Source organism: Janthinobacterium sp. GW823-FHT01H08, from assembly GCF_058797855.1.
The window spans coordinates 3,529,199-3,547,117 of record NZ_CM179504.1; the positions used below are offsets into that span (position 1 = coordinate 3,529,199).

At 62.7% G+C, this 17,919-nt stretch carries 14 protein-coding genes; 11 read left to right on the top strand and 3 right to left on the bottom strand.

Translation table 11 applies throughout. The annotated features are described in order from the left end of the window. Nucleotide 1 precedes the first annotated feature (1 nt). Nucleotides 2–2,887, top strand: coding sequence for a hybrid sensor histidine kinase/response regulator (locus AC3RCG_RS15715; protein ID WP_492401314.1), 2,886 nt, complete (start codon nucleotides 2–4; stop codon nucleotides 2,885–2,887). On the opposite strand, the gene AC3RCG_RS15720 is transcribed toward AC3RCG_RS15715, so the two are convergent. Beyond that, nucleotides 2,881–6,153, bottom strand: a complete 3,273-nt coding sequence (locus tag AC3RCG_RS15720; protein ID WP_492401313.1) for a PAS domain-containing protein — start codon at nucleotides 6,151–6,153, stop codon at nucleotides 2,881–2,883. The genes AC3RCG_RS15715 and AC3RCG_RS15720 overlap by 7 nt on opposite strands. A 68-nt stretch (nucleotides 6,154–6,221) precedes the next feature. Here AC3RCG_RS15720 and AC3RCG_RS15725 point away from each other — a divergent pair, with 68 nt between their 5' ends. The 6 genes from AC3RCG_RS15725 to AC3RCG_RS15750 all read left to right on the top strand — a co-directional run bounded on the left by AC3RCG_RS15725 (nucleotide 6,222) and on the right by AC3RCG_RS15750 (nucleotide 9,873). Continuing rightward, entirely contained in the window at nucleotides 6,222–7,127 is a 906-nt protein-coding gene (locus AC3RCG_RS15725; RefSeq protein ID WP_492401311.1) for an alpha/beta hydrolase, read from the top strand. Beyond that, nucleotides 7,124–7,561, top strand: coding sequence for a hypothetical protein (locus tag AC3RCG_RS15730; protein ID WP_492401309.1), 438 nt, complete (start codon nucleotides 7,124–7,126; stop codon nucleotides 7,559–7,561). Before AC3RCG_RS15725 ends, AC3RCG_RS15730 begins: the two co-directional genes overlap by 4 nt. Beyond that, the gene (locus tag AC3RCG_RS15735; RefSeq protein ID WP_492401307.1) at nucleotides 7,543–7,884 is read left to right on the top strand and encodes a hypothetical protein; all 342 of its coding nucleotides are present in this window, start codon (nucleotides 7,543–7,545) and stop codon (nucleotides 7,882–7,884) included. Before AC3RCG_RS15730 ends, AC3RCG_RS15735 begins: the two co-directional genes overlap by 19 nt. A 44-nt stretch (nucleotides 7,885–7,928) precedes the next feature. Next, nucleotides 7,929–8,456, top strand: a complete 528-nt coding sequence (locus AC3RCG_RS15740; protein ID WP_492401305.1) for a hypothetical protein — start codon at nucleotides 7,929–7,931, stop codon at nucleotides 8,454–8,456. A gap of 131 nt (nucleotides 8,457–8,587) precedes the next feature. Further along, a complete protein-coding gene (locus tag AC3RCG_RS15745; protein ID WP_492401303.1) occupies nucleotides 8,588–8,923 on the top strand; it encodes a hypothetical protein in 336 nt (111 codons plus the stop codon). 95 nt (nucleotides 8,924–9,018) lie between these two features. Continuing rightward, nucleotides 9,019–9,873, top strand: a complete 855-nt coding sequence (locus tag AC3RCG_RS15750; protein WP_492401302.1) for a hypothetical protein — start codon at nucleotides 9,019–9,021, stop codon at nucleotides 9,871–9,873. Between the two features lie 391 nt (nucleotides 9,874–10,264). On the opposite strand, the gene AC3RCG_RS15755 is transcribed toward AC3RCG_RS15750, so the two are convergent. Further along, nucleotides 10,265–10,795: an SRPBCC family protein gene (locus AC3RCG_RS15755; RefSeq protein ID WP_492401300.1), complete on the bottom strand. Its 531-nt coding sequence runs from the start codon at nucleotides 10,793–10,795 to the stop codon at nucleotides 10,265–10,267. Nucleotides 10,796–10,925: 130 nt separating this feature from the next. Between AC3RCG_RS15755 and AC3RCG_RS15760 the strand changes: the two genes are divergently transcribed. From AC3RCG_RS15760 to AC3RCG_RS15775, 4 genes are read left to right on the top strand one after another with little or no spacing between them, the layout of a single operon-like run. Then, the gene (locus AC3RCG_RS15760; RefSeq protein WP_070218336.1) at nucleotides 10,926–11,360 is read left to right on the top strand and encodes a MarR family winged helix-turn-helix transcriptional regulator; all 435 of its coding nucleotides are present in this window, start codon (nucleotides 10,926–10,928) and stop codon (nucleotides 11,358–11,360) included. Then, a complete protein-coding gene (locus AC3RCG_RS15765) occupies nucleotides 11,357–12,931 on the top strand; it encodes a DHA2 family efflux MFS transporter permease subunit (RefSeq protein WP_070311853.1) in 1,575 nt (524 codons plus the stop codon). The genes AC3RCG_RS15760 and AC3RCG_RS15765 overlap by 4 nt, the downstream gene beginning before the upstream one ends. A 5-nt stretch (nucleotides 12,932–12,936) precedes the next feature. Beyond that, nucleotides 12,937–14,382 carry an efflux transporter outer membrane subunit gene (locus tag AC3RCG_RS15770; protein ID WP_492401298.1) on the top strand — a complete coding sequence of 482 codons (1,446 nt, stop codon included), beginning with the start codon at nucleotides 12,937–12,939 and terminating at the stop codon, nucleotides 14,380–14,382. Between the two features lie 21 nt (nucleotides 14,383–14,403). Beyond that, nucleotides 14,404–15,567: an HlyD family secretion protein gene (locus tag AC3RCG_RS15775; protein WP_492401296.1), complete on the top strand. Its 1,164-nt coding sequence runs from the start codon at nucleotides 14,404–14,406 to the stop codon at nucleotides 15,565–15,567. A 100-nt stretch (nucleotides 15,568–15,667) separates the two neighbouring features. Here the strand turns inward: AC3RCG_RS15775 and fusA are convergent, their stop codons facing one another. Then, nucleotides 15,668–17,776: an elongation factor G gene (gene fusA, locus AC3RCG_RS15780; RefSeq protein ID WP_492401294.1), complete on the bottom strand. Its 2,109-nt coding sequence runs from the start codon at nucleotides 17,774–17,776 to the stop codon at nucleotides 15,668–15,670. Between the last annotated feature and the right edge of the window lie 143 nt (nucleotides 17,777–17,919).

Below are 17,919 nucleotides of genomic sequence, written 5' to 3' on the forward strand. Positions count from 1 at the left end.
CATGAGCATCACACCCGCCCCCCGCGGCCAGGCCGGCGCCAGCGGCGTCGCCTTCTTGCTGCAGCTGGAACGCCGGCTGCGGCTGCTGCAAGACACGGGCGAGATCCTGTCCCTGTCGGCGCAGCTGCTGGGACAGCGCCTGGGCGCCCAGCAGGTGGCCTGTTTCGATATCGATCAGAGCCTGCAATGCCCTACCCTGCAGCATGCGTGGAGCGACGGCCTGGCGCCCGGCGCCGCCGGCGAGTATTTCCTCGGCGATTATGCCGCACGCCTGGCCGATGCGCTGGCCGCCGGCCAGGCGCTGGCCGTCAGCGATGTAGCGAGCGACCCGCGCACGGCCATGCCGGCCGCGCTGGCCACGTTTGCGCGCCTGGGCATCCGTGCCTTCCTGAACATTCCCATTGCCAAGGAGGGCCGGCTGGCGGCCCTGTTCGTCGTGCACAGCAGCGCGGCACGCCTGTGGCATGCGGACGAAATCGAACTGGCCGTGCAAGTGTCGGAACGGGTCTGGTCGACCATTTTGCGGGCCCGGGCGGAATCGCGCCTGCGCGCCCTCAGCGCCACCATGGAAACACAGGTGGCCGAGCGCACGCGCGAGTTCGGCCGCACCTGGAACGTCAGCCCCGACTTGCTGGGCGTGCTCAACCTCGACGGCTATTTCGAACACTCGAACCCGGCCTGGCAAGCCACCCTGGGCTGGTCGGTCGAGGAAATCCGCACGACGAAATTTTTTGAACTGATCCATCCCGAAGACTTGCCGCGCACCCATGCGGCCTGGGAGGCGGCCAACCAGGGCCAGCCGGCGCTACGCTTCGAAAACCGCTACCGCCACAAGCTCGGCGGCTGGCACTGGCTGTCGTGGGTGGCCGTGCCCGAGGGCGAGAAAGTGTATTGCAGCGCGCGCGACATCACCGTGGAAAAGAAGCTGGAAGCGGACCTGGCCGCGCGCAACAGCGAGCGCGAGCGGCTGTGGCGCAGCGCGCAAGACCTGATGGTGGCCATCGATGCCGACGGCTGCTTTACCGCAGTCAACCCGGCCGCCAGCGCCATCCTGGGCTGGCTGCCCGAGGAAATGCTGGGCCGCAGCCTGTTCGACTTCGTGCTGCCCGAGGATGCGGCCGCCACGCGCCAGGCGCTGGCGCAAGTGTCGCGGGAAGCCATGCCCAGCTTTGAAAACCGCTACCGGCACCGCGATGGCGGCCACCGCTGGCTGTCGTGGGTGGCAGCGACCGAAGGCGACCTGGTGTTTGCCACCGGGCGCCACGTCACCCTGGAAAAGGAAGCGCAAAGCACCTTGCTCAGCATGCAGGAATCGTTGCGCCACAGCGAAATGGCGCTGCTGCAATCGCAAAAACTCGAAGCGCTGGGCAAGCTGACGGGCGGCGTGGCCCATGATTTCAATAACGTCCTGCAAATTATTTCGGGCAATCTGCAGCTGCTGCAGATGACCCTGGACGGCGACCCGCTGGCCGCCAAGCGCATTGCCAGCGCCTCGGCCGCCGTGGAACGGGGCGCCAAGCTGTCGGCCCAGCTGCTGGCCTTTGCGCGGCGTCAACCGTTGAAACCGCTTGTGACGGACCTGGCGCAACTGCTGCGTTCGACGGAAGAGCTGCTGCGGCGCGCCACGGGCGAAACCATCGAAACGCGTTTGCTGCTGGCCGACGACTGCTGGCGCGCGCTGGTCGACCCGCACCAGCTGGAAAACGTCATCCTCAACCTGGCCATCAACGCGCGCGACGCCATGAATGGCCAGGGCCAGCTGACCATCGAACTGAGCAACAGCGTGCTGGACAGCGGCTACGCGGCGCGCCATGCGGACGTGGCGCCCGGCGACTACGTGCAGCTGGCCGTCTCGGATACGGGCACGGGCATTCCCGCCGAGCTGCTGGACAAGATTTTCGAACCGTTCTTCACGACGAAAAGCGAGGGCGAAGGCACGGGACTGGGCCTGTCCATGGCCTATGGCTTCCTGCGCCAGAGCGGCGGCCACCTGACGGTGGACAGTTTGCCAGGCCACGGCAGCACCTTCCGCATCTACCTGCCGCGCTCGCTCGAAGCGGAAACGGAACTGCCGCTGCAACTGGGCGGTCCCGTGCTGGGCGGCAAGGAAACCATCCTCGTCGTGGAAGACGACGTGCAGGTGCAGACGACGGTGGTGGACATGCTGCGCGGCCTCGGCTACGTCGTGCTGCGCGCCAGCGACGGCGAAAGCGCGCTGGCCATCGTCGGCAGCGGCGTGCCCATCGACCTGCTGTTTACGGACGTGGTAATGCCGGGCAAGGTAGCCAGCACGGAACTGGCGCGCCAGGCCCGCTTGCTGCTGCCGCAGCTGGCCGTGTTGTTTACCTCGGGCTACACGCAGGACGCCATCATGCAGGGCGGCCGGCTGGAGCCGGGCGTCGAGCTGTTGAGCAAGCCCTACCGGCGCGAAGACCTGGCGCGGCGCATCCGCCACCTGCTGGCCAACGGCCGCCATGTGACGGCCCTGCACCAGTACCGTGCGCAGCTGGCGCCGCAGCCTGCGCCGGCGCTGCCGGAGGGAAGGCATATCCTGCTGGTGGAAGACAATGCCGACGCGCGCGCGATGACGAGCGAACTGCTGGCCATGCTCGGTCACACGGTGCTGGCCGTGGGCACGGCCGAGGAAGCCCTGCCGCTGCTGGGCACGCCGGGACTGGATCTGCTGCTGACCGATATCAGCCTGCCGCAGATGTCGGGCGTCCAGCTGGCCGAGCTGGCGGCGCGCGACTATCCACAGCTGGAAGTGGTGTTTTCCACCGGCCACGCGCCGGCCAATTCCGGCGTGCTCGACCCGCAGGCGCGCTTTCTGGTGAAACCATTTACGGTCAAGCAATTACAGCGGGCCTTGCTGCCGCCAGGTCAGTAGACGTCGAGCCGGCGAGCCTTCAGTGCGCTGGCCAGCTCTTCCAGGCCAAACGGCTTGCGCAGGAAGCGCGCGCTGGCGTCCTGCATCAGGCTGGCGCCCCAGTCGTGCCCGGAAGCAAACACCACGTCCAGCTGCGGCCAGTGCGCGCGCGCATGGCGCGCCAGTTCCAGACCCGACATGGTGGGCAGGCTGATGTCCGTCACCAACACGTCCAGGCCCGGCATGGCCAACAGCGGCATGGCCGCTTCCGCGCTCGCCACGCCGTGCACGGTGTGCCCCAGCATATTGAGCATCTCGGTGGTCATTTCACGCGCATCGTCATTGTCTTCCACCAGCAGGATGCGCCGCCCGGACGGATCGGGCGCGCCCACCAGGCGGCGGTCGGCCAGCAAATGGCGGATGCGCCGTGCCAGGTCTTCGCGCCGGTAGGGTTTGCTCAACAGCTCGACGCCAGCGTCCAGCCGCCCGCCGCGCATGATGGCGTTATGCGTATAGCCCGAGGTAAACAGCACGGCCAGGTCCGGCAGCAGCAATCTCGCCTGCTGCGCCAGCTCCTTGCTGCTGACGGGACCGGGCATGACGACGTCCGTAAACAGCAGGTCGATGGCCACGCCCGTGCCCAGCAGGGCCAGCGCCGAGGCGCCGTCGTCCGCATGCAGCACGTCGTAGCCGAGGCCGCGCAGCATGTCGACCACCGTGTGCTGCACGGGCGCGTCGTCTTCCACCACGAGGATGGTCTCGCCGCCGCCCAGCACGGGGCCCGTCAGGCCAGGCGGCGGTTCGGCCAGCTTTTCCAGTGAGCGCGGCAAATATATCTTGAACGTCGTGCCGGCGCCCGGCGCGCTGTGCACCTTGATGTGGCCCGCGCTTTGGCGGATGAAGCCGTACGCCATGGACAGGCCCAGGCCCGTGCCCTCGCCTTCCTTTTTCGTCGTGAAGAACGGTTCGAATATCTGCTCGATCACGTCGCGCTCCATGCCGTGGCCCGTATCCGTGATGGTCAGCAGCACGTATTGCCCCTCCAGCACATCGGCATGCAGGCTGGCATAGGCGGCGTCGAGCGTGACGTTACTCAAGGTAAACGTGAGGCGCCCGCCCTTGTCCATCGCGTCGCGCGCATTGATGGCCATATTCAGCAGCACGTTTTCCATCTGGTTCGGGTCGACCAGGGTATGCCACAAGCCTTCGCTGATGAAGGTTTCCTCGGTAATCGCCTCACCCAGGGCGCGGCGGATCAGCTCGTGCATGCGGCGCAGCAGCCGGCCCAGGTCCGTCACCAGCGGTTTTAATGGCTGGCGCCGTGCAAAGGCCAGCAGTTGCGACGACAGCTTGGCGCCCCGCTCGACGGCCGAGGCGGCTGAATCGAGGCGCCTGGCCGCCTGCGGATTATCGGCCACGGTCAGCTTCAGCAACTGCAAATTACCGGAGATGATTTGCAGCACGTTATTGAAATCATGGGCCACGCCGCCAGTCAGCTTGCCGATCGATTCCAGCTTTTGCGCCTGCAACAAGGCTTGCTCGCTGCGCACGAGCGCCAGACGCGCCTCTTTTTCATCGGTGACGTCGCGGCCGATGGCGTGAATCAGCTTTTGCGCCGGCACGGCCGTCCAGGAAATCCAGCGGTAGCCGCCATCGCGGCGGCGGTAGCGGTTTTCCATGCGCAAGGTGGGCGCGCCGTGGGCCAGGCGCGACAAATCCTGCAGGGCCGCCATGCGGTCGTCGGGATGCACGAGGCTGATGAAGTCCATGCCCAGCGATTCGATTTCCGGGCGCTCGAGGATCTTGCTCCATGCGGGGTTGACGGCAATGATCATGCCGGACAGGTCCGCCACCAGCATAATGTCGGTGGACAGCCGCCACATGCGGTCGCGGTCTGCCGTGCGGTTGGCCATTTCCACTTCCAGCGAGGAATTCAGGTAGGCCATCTTTTCCAGCACGTTCTTCTGTTCCTGCACGTCCGTATTCGTGCCCACCCAGCGCAGTACCTTGCCCGCCTCGTCGAACAGGGGCAAGGCGCGCGCCAGGAACCAGCGGTAGGCGCCGTCGCTGGCGCGGCGCATGCGGAACTCCTGCTCATAGGCGCTGGCGGTGGCGACGGCCCGGTCCCAGCTTTTCTGCGTGATCTGCACGTCGTCCGGATGCACGCAGTGGCGAAAGCCGCTCGATACAAGCGACTTCATCGATTGCCCTGTGTATTCGCACACCTGTTCGTTGACCCAGTAGGTGGCGCCGCTGCCATGCGCCAGCCAGGCCTGGTTGGGCATGGTCGAGGCAAGCGAACGGAACTGCGCCTCGCTGTCGAGCAAGGCGTTGCGCGCCTGCCAGTGTTCGTCGATATCTTCGCAGGAGCCATACCATTTCACGGCTTGGCCGCGTTCGTCTCGCCGGCAATACGCGCGCGAATGCACCCAGCGGTATTGGCCATCCTGCCGGCGCACGCGCATTTCCTGGTCCAGGGGCTGGCCGCTGCCCACCGCTTCGCTCCACGCCGCCAGTGTGCGGGGCACGTCCTCGGGATGGATGGCGTCCAGCCAGCTGGTACCGAGGCCGCTGCCGCCCGTCCAGTCGCGCCAGCGCTGCGCTACATAGTCGAGCTTGCCGTCGAGGTCGGCCGTCCACAGCACTTGTGTGTTGAGCTCGATGGCGTAATGAAAGTGTTCGCGGCTGTCGTGCAGCGCCTGTTCCAGCTGGCCCCGCTCGATGACATGCGCGGCCACGCGCGCAGCCAGCGCCAGCAGTTCGATTTCCGGTTGCGTGGGATGGCATGTCGTCTGGAAAAACAGGCCCAGCACGCCCAGGATATGCCCCTTCGCGCCAAAGACGGGGGCGACCCAGCAGGCACGGTAGCCGTGCAGCATGGCTTCCTTGCGTCCGGCGCTCCAGTGCACGTCGCGCGTCATATCGCCGCAATATACGGGCGCGCCGGAAAAGGCCGCCGTGCCGAATGGAGAAGGCTGTTCGCCGCCGTGGCGCAGGGCCAGGCACAGGTCTTGCGGCAGGCTGGGCGCGGACAAGCCGCAAAAGCGGTCGGCCTCGTCGATAAGCACGAGGCAGGCATGCGCGCCGCCCTCGGCCAGGTCTTGCAGCGCCAGCAACAAATGCTCCAATGCATGGGCCAGGTCGGCGCCTGCCGCGATGCTGCCCAGCGCACTATGCTCGGCGTCCAGCAAGGAAAGAATGTTGTTTGCGTGCACCGTGTCGATAAGGGGAAAACTGATGCCCGAAATATACCATGGGGCAACGCTCTTGCAGGAGGAAAACAGCATGCCCCTTGATCTCTCCCCCCACGCGACCCTATGCTAAAGTGTTGCTCTCTTCTCAAGCGAATCCCAGCATGCCTACCACCTTGCCGTCCTCCCTGATCGCCACCGCCCTGCTCGCCTCCGTCCAAGGCGCCGTCGCCGCCCCCATGAGCCTCGACGATTACCTGGCCCTGAGCGGCCCCGCCCCCACGGCGCAGATCGCGTATGGCCCCGCGCCGTCGCAATACGCGCAGCTGTTCCGGCCCGAAGGCAGCGGCCCGTTCCCCGTCGTCGTGCTCGTCCATGGCGGCTGCTGGACGGTGGCCTTCGGCGGCATCAAACAGATGCGCAACGTGGCCGGCGCCCTCGTCGCGCAAGGCATCGCCGTGTGGAACGTCGAGTACCGCCGGGTCGACGAGCCGGGTGGCGGCTATCCGGGCACCTACGAAGACATGCACGCGGCGCTCGACAGCCTGCAGCAGCACGCGCCCCAGTACCAGATCGACACGAGCCGCATCGTCGCCATGGGCCACTCGGCCGGCGGCCAGCTGGTGCAGTGGATCGCCGGCCGCGAAAAGCTGCCCAGGACCAGCCCCCTGTACCGCGACACCTACCTGCCGGTAAAAAACATCGTCAGCCTGGGCGGCCTGGCCGACCTGCGCCATGAAAAGGAGTTGATCAAGACCAGCTGCGAGCGCGACATCGCGCAACTGGCAGGCAGCGCCAGCACTGAGCGTCCCGACATCTACAGCGACACCAACGCCGCCGACCTGATCCCCAACGGCAGCCGCACTGTGCTTGCCACGGGCGAGCTAGACACCATCTCCCCGCCCAGAGTCGCGCACGACTACGCGGCCAGGGCACTCAAGGCCGGCGACCATGCGGAAGTGCTAATCTTGCCCGGCGCCAGCCATTACGATGAGATTGCGGCGACGTCGAATGCTTGGGGGATGATTTTGCCGGTGATTCGGCAGATGCTGGGGATGGCGACGAAATGATGAAAGTAGTGCCTGAAGCGGGCGATATGGCAAAAGTGGCGTTCAAGGCGCGCGCATATCTGCCATCAAACGGGGTGCAGCCCAACTCCGATATTGCATCCGTCAACTATGCCGACGGCACACTCATCGTGCTGATCGCCTGTTCGCGTAAGCAAAATGACGTCAGCGGCCTGAAAATCACCTTCCCCGACGTGGACGGATTTCGCTTGCTTGAGGAATTCGACCTGGTGCGATACTGGAATTCCAGTGACTTCCCATGCGGCAGCCACCTCCTGGAAGTGCTGGCAGGCGGCTGGAGTGCGGAAGAGAACATGCTCCAGGGTGTTGAAGGCACGCGACGCGAATGGCTGGTCGTCACCGGAAACGCCTGCCTCAGCGCATTTTGCCTTGCAGAGCCTGTGTTAGAGGAGGCAACATGGAAGTTTCAAGTCTAAACAGAGATACAAGAAAAATGTCCGTACAGATCGAACGCTACGTTGACGACACCTTTCCAGGCGTGGTCGCGTGCGTGCTGAGCGATGCCGATGGCGGCAGGCATGAATTCATTGAGAAAGTGCCAGTGATCAGTAGCAACGATCTGCGTGCGGACAGCAGCTATCCGCAGCCGGGATACATTGCTTGCGTTGTCGAACACGAATGGATGGACACAGCTGGGCGCAAGCTGGTGCGCATCAATACACAAGCCCCTTGGAACATTGCGTCTGTTTCAGGGATAACGGTGTTTCACGTACTGGAAGTGCAACTCATCGGCAAGTGATGACGGACAGTTAGCACCTGCGACGTTAGCTAAACGACGTGACAATGCGTGACTTTTTTCGTTGGGTAATTCGTTATGCTGATGGGCCGCTATCGGCCAGAAGCGGACAGTCGGCAATTGACCAATTAAGCTTTACTCAGAAAGTCAGCATGTCTCACCGTGATCCTTTTGATGTTATTTCATCCACCGTTGATCTGGATGATCCGGTAGCGCACGGTGATGCTCAACGCTTTATGGTTAACGCCCTGGCTCGGGTGATCGAATGTCTACCCGTTACCGCGCAGTCTTCTGTTTTGGCTGCTAAACGATATCTTGAGGGCTCGGCAACGGATAGCGAGGCCTTAGCTGTCCGGGTGAGGCTTTGGGAGACCATCCGAGGACGCGATATGTTGGATGACCCTGAGGTGTTGCGTATCAGAACCACGATTTGTGCGCTGCACGGCATGGACGCTGAAGCACCTTACGACAAGTTGGAATACTTTCTGTTTTTTTGGGAGCGCAGCGGCTTAAGCATGGTCGAGCTAGCTGGAGCTATGTTCGACACATACGGCGTTGTTTATCACGACGCTTAATCGGCTGCGGTGGCATATGTCGAATGCGTCAGATCTATGTCTGCTTCGGGGCGGAACCTGCAGATGACTGCAATCGGCCAGTAGCAGACATTCGGCAGAACTAAGCTTCAGCCACTATAAGATAAAGCAGAATGCGATTAGCAGCACATTACTATGTAGAGTTCGAGACCTTAGGGAAAAAGCCAACTCAATTGGAGTTCAGGTCCCTTAGCGAGGATGATGTTCTGACGTTCTCGATTGTCAATCTGAAGCCTGAATCGGACCTTTTTGTCGCGTGCCTCGGCGACGGCATCGACTATGGCAATTTTACAATTAACGTAGATGCACAAGGTCGAGCCACGGTACAAGCACACGAGCATCGAGGGTTTTTTGTGGATGGATTGACCGTCGAGACTGCAATAAATGCACTGAAGTACTGGTTGCCGCTGCAGGTGAGAACACCTGAAATCCAGTGGATGGGCCAATGATTCATCACTAAATTTAGGCGGCATTCGGCCATAAGCGGACATAGCCTAAGCCCGTATAAAAGTCCAAGCTTGTTAAATTTAGGATTCAGCAAAACATGTCTATACTTCACTTCACATCCGGCCCCGCGACCGTGGTCGACCCATCTCAGATTGACTATCTAAACCAACCACCTGGCATGATGAATGGGGTAACGGCCATTCGTACAAGCGAAGATCATCGTTTGTTATTGCAGGGAGAGTTTGGTAGCTTTCGAATCTACACTTTGGTTACGCATTCAAGAGCCGAGGTTATCCCAGAGTCCGTGCGCCGGATTTCTGCGACACACTTTGGTTCGGTTGTAAAACTCGAACTTAAACCGGGCTCAATTACTGAACACGAGATCGTGTTTCGTGCGCCGATTCCCTATACTGATGTGCAGGCAACTCGCTATGGACTATTTCCTGATAGCTTCCAGTTTCGCGGTGATGGTCCGGGTACAGAAAGCTTCCCATGCAACCTATCATTTCTCCTCCATTACGCAGAAAACTGTCCACTAATTCCCCTGCGCGTTAACTATATCGGTATAGCGAAGGCTGAAAAACGTGAAGCCCAGGATCGCCTCGGCGAAGGGCATGAGAAGCTACAGAAGTTACTTGCCGAGCAAAACCGACGGCCAAGCATGCAAAGTACTTCTATTGTCCTTTACCGGCCGACAGAGTTGGATCCGCCGGTTTTGCAATTCGCCGATGTCATCGAGACTATAGAAGCCACAATGATCCAGTTCTTCAAACCTAAACCGCTCAACGTTGAGCGCCTCAATTTCCCGCATGATTCCCCAGCGCTAGTTGCCAAAATCAAAGGAATTGGCGTAAGCGCAATTTTTACAGAAGTTACTGCACCCAAGGGAGCCAAGCTGTTCTCGGACTCAGTACCCGGTGCAAACCAACACAATATTCAGATTTTTCTTTAGTGGTGCCAATCTGCGATCTAACCATCGGAAGCAGAACGTCACATCACCGACATTACAAAAGCCAGGGCAGCTCGATGCGGTAGCCAGAAGACTCAACGAGCGTCCCAGGAAGACGCTACGCTACCAAACACCGGCTCAACGATTTGAACAGTGTGTTGCGTTGACCGATTGAATCCGCAGGCGTCAGCAGACGTCCCTCAACCGCCAACCGGCAACGATAGCAAGAACCCGCCCGCCCCCTCAACCCAGGCGCCCCGGGCCCAGCGGGCCTGAAAAATGGCCAGGGCAAGGCGCGCGGGCGAAGACAGTACGATGAGTACGGCGAGCCCAAGCAACGCAGCCATGGCCGTTTTCTCAGGCCCGCGGCTCTGGCCCGCCATTCAATACAAACTTACTGAACACGCGCCAGGTATTGTGCCAGCTGTGCAAACGTCGCCTTGAACCCCTCCTTCATCGACTCAAACCCCTGCTTGAACGTCTCATGCTGCTCATCCGTGGCCTTGTGCGGCGTCGACCGCAAGGTCATCGTCGTCTTGCCGTTTTCCTCGGTAAGCGTCATGACATTGAACGATTCCAAAGGCCAGGTGGCGCTGACCGGATGCTGCACGGCATTGCCCTGCTTGTCGGCGAAGGACAAAATCGAGACGATCTTTTCCGGCGCTTCGATGGCCTGGTAGGTGAACTTGCCCCACATCTCGTAGCCATTGTCGGCGCGCATGCCGTAGTGGAAGACGCCGCCCGGCCGCAAGTCCAGCGCCAGCACGCTCAATTCGAAGCCGACGGGGCCCCACCACTGGGCCAGGCGTTCCGGCTCCACCCACGACTGGAACACCAGTTCGCGCGGCGCGTCGAAGGTTTGCGTGATGACAAAGTCGCTGCTGTCGCGGTGCTGTCCGTCCTGCTTCTGTTTTTCCGTCGTCATGCTGTCTCCTGATGGTGGTGGGCTGACTGTTAATGTACCAGCGGCGCCGGCAAACGGAAAGGCCTGTACGCCTGTCAAACCAGCATGCTAAAATATTAGTTAGACACCTAACCATTAGACGACTCACCTTATGATTTCTATCGAAGAGCGCTTTTCCGCCGCGCTCCACAAGACGGCGCGCGGCTGGCGCCATGCGATCGACCGGCGCCTGAAAGACCTGGACCTGGGGCAAGCGAGCTGGATGTGCATCGCCATGATCGCCAAATCGCCGCAGCCGCCCTCGCAAAGCGAACTGGCCCATCAGCTAGGCGTGGAAAACCCCACCATGGTGTCGATGCTGGACCGGCTCGTGAAATCGGGCTTCGTGCAGCGCCAGCCGTCGGAAACGGACCGCCGCGTGAAACTCGTCGTGCTGACGGAAGCTGGCCTGCAGGTGTATGACACGGTGCGCAAGGAAGCGGACGGTTTCCGCAAGGAACTGCTGCAGGGCATTGATCCCGGTCAGCTGCAGGCCGCCACCGAACTGCTGGAAGCGCTACAGGCGGCCACGGAGAAATCCGCATGAGTTCGGCCACAGCCAGTGCCACGCCGGCGCTGCCCGCTTCACAGGACCCTACCTTGAACCGGCGCATGATCACGATTTCGATCATGCTCGCCACCATCATCCAGGCGCTCGACGGCACCATCGCCAACGTCGCCCTGCCCCACATGCAGGGCAGCCTTTCCGCATCGCAAGACCAGATCACCTGGGTGCTGACCTCGTTCATCGTCGCCGCCGCCATCGCCACGCCCCTGACGGGCTGGCTGTGCGACCGTTTCGGCCAGAAAAACACCTTTCTCGTGTCGGTCGCCGGTTTCACGCTCGCCTCCGTGCTGTGCGGCCTGTCCGGCACCCTGTCCGAGATCGTCGCCGCCCGCTTGCTGCAGGGCGTGTTCGGCGCGGCCCTCGTGCCGCTGTCGCAGGCGGTCTTGCTTGACATCAATCCGCGCGAAAAGCACGGCTCGGCCATGGCCATCTGGGGCATGGGCGTGATGATCGGTCCCATCCTGGGACCGACCTTGGGCGGCTGGCTGACGGACAGCTACAGCTGGCGCTGGGTCTTCTTCATCAACATCCCCATCGGCGCCATGGCCTTCTATGGCATCTGGCGCTACATCCGCAAGGACCCGCCCAACCGCCGCATGAACTTTGACATGTTCGGCTTTGCGACGCTCAGCCTGTCCATCGGCGCGCTGCAGATGCTGCTGGACCGGGGCGAGCAGAACGACTGGTTTTCCTCAACGGAAACGTGGATCGAAGCCATCGTGCTGGCCATGAGCCTCTGTTACTTCATCGCCCACACGGCGCTGCGCCCGGCCGGCAAGTCCTTCCTCGATTACCGCCTGCTGAAGAATTCGAACTATGTGAGCGGCTTGCTGTTCATCTTCATCGTCGGCATGGTGCTGTTCGCCACCCGCGCGCTGACGCCGTCCATGCTGCAGGGCTTGATGAATTACCCGGCGGCCATTGCCGGCCTGGTGACGGCGCCCAGCGGCCTTGGCACGATGCTGGCCATGCTGATCGTCGGCAGGCTGACGGGCAAGATCGATACGCGCATCCTGCTGGGCGTAGGCTTTTCGATTACCGCGTTTTCGCTGTGGCAGATGGCCAATTTCACCCTGGACCTCGTGCCGAAGACGGTCGTGTGGAACGGCATCATCCAGGGCATCGGCCTGGGCCTCGTCTTCGTGCCCCTGAGCGCGGCCACGTTTGCCACCCTGTCGCCGCAGATGCGGGCGGAAGGCACGGCCATCTACAGTCTGGTGCGCAATATCGGCAGCAGCATCGGCATCGCCCTCGTGCAGACCTTGTTGGTGCGCAATACGCAGATCGCCCATGCGTCCCTGACGGAACACATCACGATCGCCAATCCGGCCCTGCATGACCCCGGCATCGCCCAGGTGTTCGACCTGGGCACGAGCACGGGCATGGCGGCGCTGAATGGCGAAATCACGCGGCAGGCGTCGATGATCGCCTACCTCGACGACTTCTGGCTGATGATGTGGCTGACCATCCTCGTGCTGCCGCTCTTGCTCCTGATCAAACCACCGAAGAAAAATGCGCCTGTCGTGGTCGACCACGCGGCCATGGAATAACCCTCATGCACACACCGATGAAACTCTCCCTGAGCGTCCTGGCGCTAAGCTTATCCCTGGCCGGCTGCGCCAGCATTGCGCCCGACACGCAACAGCTGCCGCAGCAAGACTTGGCCACCGTGCAATTGGCGGCCGACATCCACCTGGCCAGCGAGGGCTGGCCCGCCGCCCAGTGGTGGCGCCAGTTCCAGGACGATCAGCTGGACCAGCTGATTGAACAGGCGCTGGCCGCCAGCCCGAACCTGGCGGTGGCAAATGCCCGCATCGGCTCGGCCCTGTCCGCGTTTGACGCGCAACACGCGCAGCGCGGCCCCAGGCTGGACCTGGGCGCGAACGCCAGCCGCCAGCGCTATTCGGGCAACGGCCTGATGCCCGCCCCCATCGGCGGCAATTACTACAACGAGGTCACGGTGGGCGTGCAAGCCCATTACGACCTGGACTGGTGGGGCAGGCACAAGGCGCAGATCGCGGCCAGCCTCGGTGAAGTCAATGCCCGCCGCGCCGAATACGCGATGGCGGAACAGATGCTGGCCGCCGAGATCGCACGCCACTACTTCAGCATGCAAAACAACTGGGCCCGCATGGACAACCTGCATGCGCTGGTGGCACTGCAGCAGCAACTGGTGCTGGACAAGGAAAAACGCATCGCCAACGGCCTCGGCGTCAGCGACGACCATCTGTCCGCGCAAACACGCTTGAGCTTGCTGCAGCAGCAGATCGCCCTGCTGGAAACGCAGGTCGTCACGGAACGGGAAGCCTTGCGCGCCCTGCTCGGCGGCGACAGCTCGGCGCTGGCCAGCCTGCAGCCAAAAGTTGCCCAGGCCCTGCCACACGCCCTGCCCGGCAAGCTGGGCATGGAATTGCTGGCGCGCCGGCCCGACTTGCAGGCGGCCCGCTGGCGGGTACAGGCTTCGATGAGCAAGATCGAAGCGGCGCAGGCATCGTTCTACCCCGATATCGACCTGGGGGCCTCGTTCGGCCTCGATGCGATCAAACTGGGCAAGCTGCTGCAATCGGGCAGCCGCACCCTGTTCATCGGCCCGGCCCTGTCCTTGCCCCTGTTCGACAGCGGCCGCCTGCAGGCCCAGCTTGCCGGCGCGCGCAGCGAACGCAACGAACTGATCGCCGACTACAACCAGAACGTCTTCAATGTCGTGCGCGACGTGGCGCAGGCCGGTGCCAGGGTACAAGGCGTGGAAAACCAGCTGCGGCTGCAGCAGGAAAACCTGCGCGCCAGCGAAGCGCAGCTGCGCAACGCGAATGCGCGGCTCAAGCAAGGCCTGGCCGACCGCGCCACGCAACTGAATGCGGAAATGACCGTGCGCGGCCAGGTGGACCTGGGCATGCAGCTGCAAAACCAGCGCCAGAACGCGGAAATCAGCCTGACCGTGGCCCTGGGCGGCGGCTACCGGGGCAGCAGCGACTTTGCCGCCACGACGACTAAACAATAACGATCGATTACGGAACACATCATGAGCAGCGAAACCACAACCACCTCCACCGAACAGCCGGGCAAGCGCAAGGCCGTCCTGATCGCCATCACGGCCGCCTTTCTCGTGGCCGGCGCCGCCTGGACCGCCTACTATCAACTGGTGCTGTCCAGGGAAGAAGTGACGGACAATGCCTACGTGGGCGGTAACCTCGTCACCCTGTCCGCGCAAGTGACGGGCAATGTCGACGCCATCCGCGCCGACGAAACGCAAATGGTCAAGGCGGGCGCCCCGCTGATCACGCTGAACGCCATCGATGCGGACCTGGCCCTGAGCCAGGCCGAGGCGCGCCTGGGCAACGTCGTGCGCCAGGAGCGCGAACGCTATGCCAGCGTGGCGCAGTACGACGCCATCATCGAGCAGCGCCGCCTGGCCTTGGCCACGGCGCAGGGCAACCTGGCCCGCCGCGCGCCGCTGGCGGCGGACCACACGATCTCGGGCGAAGATCTTGTTCATGCGAAACAGGCCGTCGATGACGCCAAAGCAGCCTTGATCGTGGCGCAGCGCCAGGCCGAGTCCGCCAAAGCGGGCGTGACCGGCGTCAACCTGGCCAGCCATCCGGCCGTGCTGTCGGCCAAGGGCGACGTGCTGCAGGCGTGGCTGGCCGTGCGCCGCAACGCCGTGGTCGCGCCCGTTTCAGGCTATGTCGCCAAGCGCAGCGTGCAACTGGGCACGCACGTGACGCCGGGCACGCCCCTGATGTCCATCGTGCCGCTCGACCAGTTATGGGTCGACGCGAACTTCAAGGAGTCCGAATTGCGCAATATCCGCGTGGGACAGGCGGCGACCATCGAAACGGATTTGTATGGCAGCAAAGTCGTCTACCACGGCAAGGTGCTGGGCATGTCGGCCGGCACGGGCAGCGCGTTTTCGCTGTTGCCGGCGCAAAACGCCACGGGCAACTGGATCAAGGTGGTGCAGCGCGTGCCCGTGCGCATCACGCTGGACCCGAAAGAGCTGGCCGCCCACCCGCTGCGCATCGGCCTGTCGACCACGGTGACGGTCGACACCAGCCATGGCGAAGGGGCGACGCTGGACCAGCCGATGGCGGCATCCACCGTCTACACGACCCAGGCGCTGAGCCAGCCCGTGGACGAGGCGGAGAAGATGGCCGATGCCATCATTGCGCAGAATCTTCTGAATTGATGCGTAGGTCGGCTTAGCGCAAGGCGCGTAAGCCGACAACATTGTTGGCATGGCCGGTGGTGGTGTCGGATTACGCGGGGCGTTGCCCCGCTAATCCGACCTACCTGGCCTTGCCAGCCGATGCCACCTGGTCCAGGATATGCTTGGGCACGGCCGCATAATGCTTGAATTCCATCGTGTACGTGGCGCGGCCCTGGGTCAGCGAGCGCAGGGTGGTGGAATAGCCGAACATTTCCGCCAGCGGCACCAGGGCCTTGACGATGCGCCCCGCGCCGCCGGGAATGTCTTCGACGCCCTGCACCATGCCGCGCCGGGCCGTCAAGTCGCCCATGACGTTGCCCATGAATTCTTCCGGCGTTTCCGCCTCCACCTGCATCATCGGTTCCAGCAGCACGGGCGATGCCTTGCGCATGCCATCCTTGAAGGCGATGGAGCCGGCCATGCGAAACGCGTTTTCATTCGAATCGACGTCGTGGTAGGAGCCGAACGTCAACGTGGCCTTGACGTCCACGACCGGATAGCCGGCCAGCACGCCCGATTTGAGGGTTTCGATGATGCCCTTGTCGACGGCGGGAATGAATTCGCGCGGCACGACGCCGCCCTTGATGGCGTCGACGAACTGGTATCCCGTGCCCGGCTCCAGCGGTTCGAGTTTCAGCACCACGTGGCCGTACTGGCCCCGTCCGCCAGATTGCTTGACGAACTTGCCCTCGATATCTTCCACCGCGCGCGTGATGGTTTCGCGGTACGCCACCTGCGGCTTGCCCACGTTCGCTTCCACGCCGAATTCGCGCCGCATGCGGTCGACCAGAATTTCCAGGTGCAGTTCGCCCATGCCCGACATGATGGTCTGGCCCGATTCCTCATCCGTATGCACCCTGAACGACGGGTCTTCCTGCGCCAGACGGTTCAGGGCGATGCCCATCTTTTCCTGGTCCGGCTTGGTCTTCGGTTCGACGGCCTGGGAAATCACGGGTTCCGGGAAGATCATCTTTTCCAACACGATGGTGTGGTCGATGGCGCACAGGGTGTCGCCCGTGGTGACGGCTTTCAGGCCCACGGCGGCGGCGATGTCGCCCGCATACACTTCCTTGATTTCCTTGCGCTCGTTCGCATGCATCTGCAGGATGCGCCCCAGCCGTTCCCGCGCGCTCTTGGTGGGGTTGTAGACCATGTCGCCCGAGTTCACCACGCCCGAATACACGCGGAAGAAGGTCAGCTGCCCCACGAACGGGTCCGTCATGATCTTGAAGGCCAGCGCCGAGAAATGCTCGTCGTCGGCCGGATGGCGCTCCACCTCGTTGTCGTGCTCGTCGTGGCCCATGATGGGCGGCACTTCCATGGGTGACGGCAGGTATTCGATGACGGCGTCGAGCATGGCCTGCACACCCTTGTTTTTAAAAGCGCTGCCGCACAGCATGGGCACGATCTCGTTGCGGATGGTGCGCGCGCGCAAGGCCTGCTTGAGCTCCGCTTCGGTGAACGTGTCGCCATTCAGGTAGCGTTCCGTCATCTCGGTGGTGGCCTCGGCAGCGTGCTCGACCAGGTGCTCGTGCCACTCCCGCGCCTGCGCCAGCAGCTCGGCGGGAATTTCGCCATAGCTGAACTGCACTCCCTGGCTGGCGTCGTCCCAGGTGATGGCGCGCATTTTCAGCAAGTCGATGACGCCCGTGAAATGCTCTTCGGCGCCGATGGGCAGCTGGATGGGCACGGCCACGCCCTTCAGGCGCTCGCCGATCTGCTTGCGCACGCGCAGGAAATCCGCGCCCACCCGGTCCATCTTGTTGATGAAGGCGATGCGCGGCACGTGGTATTTATTGGCTTGCCGCCAGACGGTTTCCGATTGCGGCTGCACGCCGCCGACGGCGTCGTAGACCATCACGGCGCCGTCGAGCACGCGCATCGAGCGCTCCACCTCGATCGTGAAATCAACGTGGCCGGGCGTATCGATGATGTTGATGCGGTGTTCGGGGAAGTTGCCGGCCATGCCTTTCCAGAACGCGGTGGTGGCGGCCGAGGTGATGGTGATGCCCCGTTCCTGCTCCTGCTCCATCCAGTCCATGGTGGCGGCACCGTTGTGCACTTCACCGATCTTGTGATTGACCCCCGTATAAAACAGGATGCGCTCGGTGGTGGTGGTCTTGCCGGCATCGATATGGGCGCTGATGCCGATGTTGCGGTAGCGCTCGATAGGTGTTTTGCGGGTCATCACAATCTCCATGGCTAGCCCCGGCACGACTGTGTTTGCGCCGGTTTTCCAGTGTAGCAGACATCGATTTTGGCGGTAGCGGGTAACCGGTTTTTACCATGCGCGCAACACTGACATTAACGCGCACGCGCGTTGCACAGGAC

Bases quoted from the DNA above. Each gene is read 5' to 3' on its own strand.
- AC3RCG_RS15715 (WP_492401314.1), top strand. From the start codon at position 2: ATGAGCATCACACCCGCCCCCCGCGGCCAGGCCGGCGCCAGCGGCGTC.
- AC3RCG_RS15720 (WP_492401313.1), bottom strand. From the start codon at position 6,153: ATGCTGTTTTCCTCCTGCAAGAGCGTTGCCCCATGGTATATTTCGGGC.
- AC3RCG_RS15725 (WP_492401311.1), top strand. From the start codon at position 6,222: ATGCCTACCACCTTGCCGTCCTCCCTGATCGCCACCGCCCTGCTCGCC.
- AC3RCG_RS15730 (WP_492401309.1), top strand. From the start codon at position 7,124: ATGATGAAAGTAGTGCCTGAAGCGGGCGATATGGCAAAAGTGGCGTTC.
- AC3RCG_RS15735 (WP_492401307.1), top strand. From the start codon at position 7,543: ATGGAAGTTTCAAGTCTAAACAGAGATACAAGAAAAATGTCCGTACAG.
- AC3RCG_RS15740 (WP_492401305.1), top strand. From the start codon at position 7,929: ATGCGTGACTTTTTTCGTTGGGTAATTCGTTATGCTGATGGGCCGCTA.
- AC3RCG_RS15745 (WP_492401303.1), top strand. From the start codon at position 8,588: ATGCGATTAGCAGCACATTACTATGTAGAGTTCGAGACCTTAGGGAAA.
- AC3RCG_RS15750 (WP_492401302.1), top strand. From the start codon at position 9,019: ATGTCTATACTTCACTTCACATCCGGCCCCGCGACCGTGGTCGACCCA.
- AC3RCG_RS15755 (WP_492401300.1), bottom strand. From the start codon at position 10,795: ATGACGACGGAAAAACAGAAGCAGGACGGACAGCACCGCGACAGCAGC.
- AC3RCG_RS15760 (WP_070218336.1), top strand. From the start codon at position 10,926: ATGATTTCTATCGAAGAGCGCTTTTCCGCCGCGCTCCACAAGACGGCG.
- AC3RCG_RS15765 (WP_070311853.1), top strand. From the start codon at position 11,357: ATGAGTTCGGCCACAGCCAGTGCCACGCCGGCGCTGCCCGCTTCACAG.
- AC3RCG_RS15770 (WP_492401298.1), top strand. From the start codon at position 12,937: ATGCACACACCGATGAAACTCTCCCTGAGCGTCCTGGCGCTAAGCTTA.
- AC3RCG_RS15775 (WP_492401296.1), top strand. From the start codon at position 14,404: ATGAGCAGCGAAACCACAACCACCTCCACCGAACAGCCGGGCAAGCGC.
- fusA (WP_492401294.1), bottom strand. From the start codon at position 17,776: ATGACCCGCAAAACACCTATCGAGCGCTACCGCAACATCGGCATCAGC.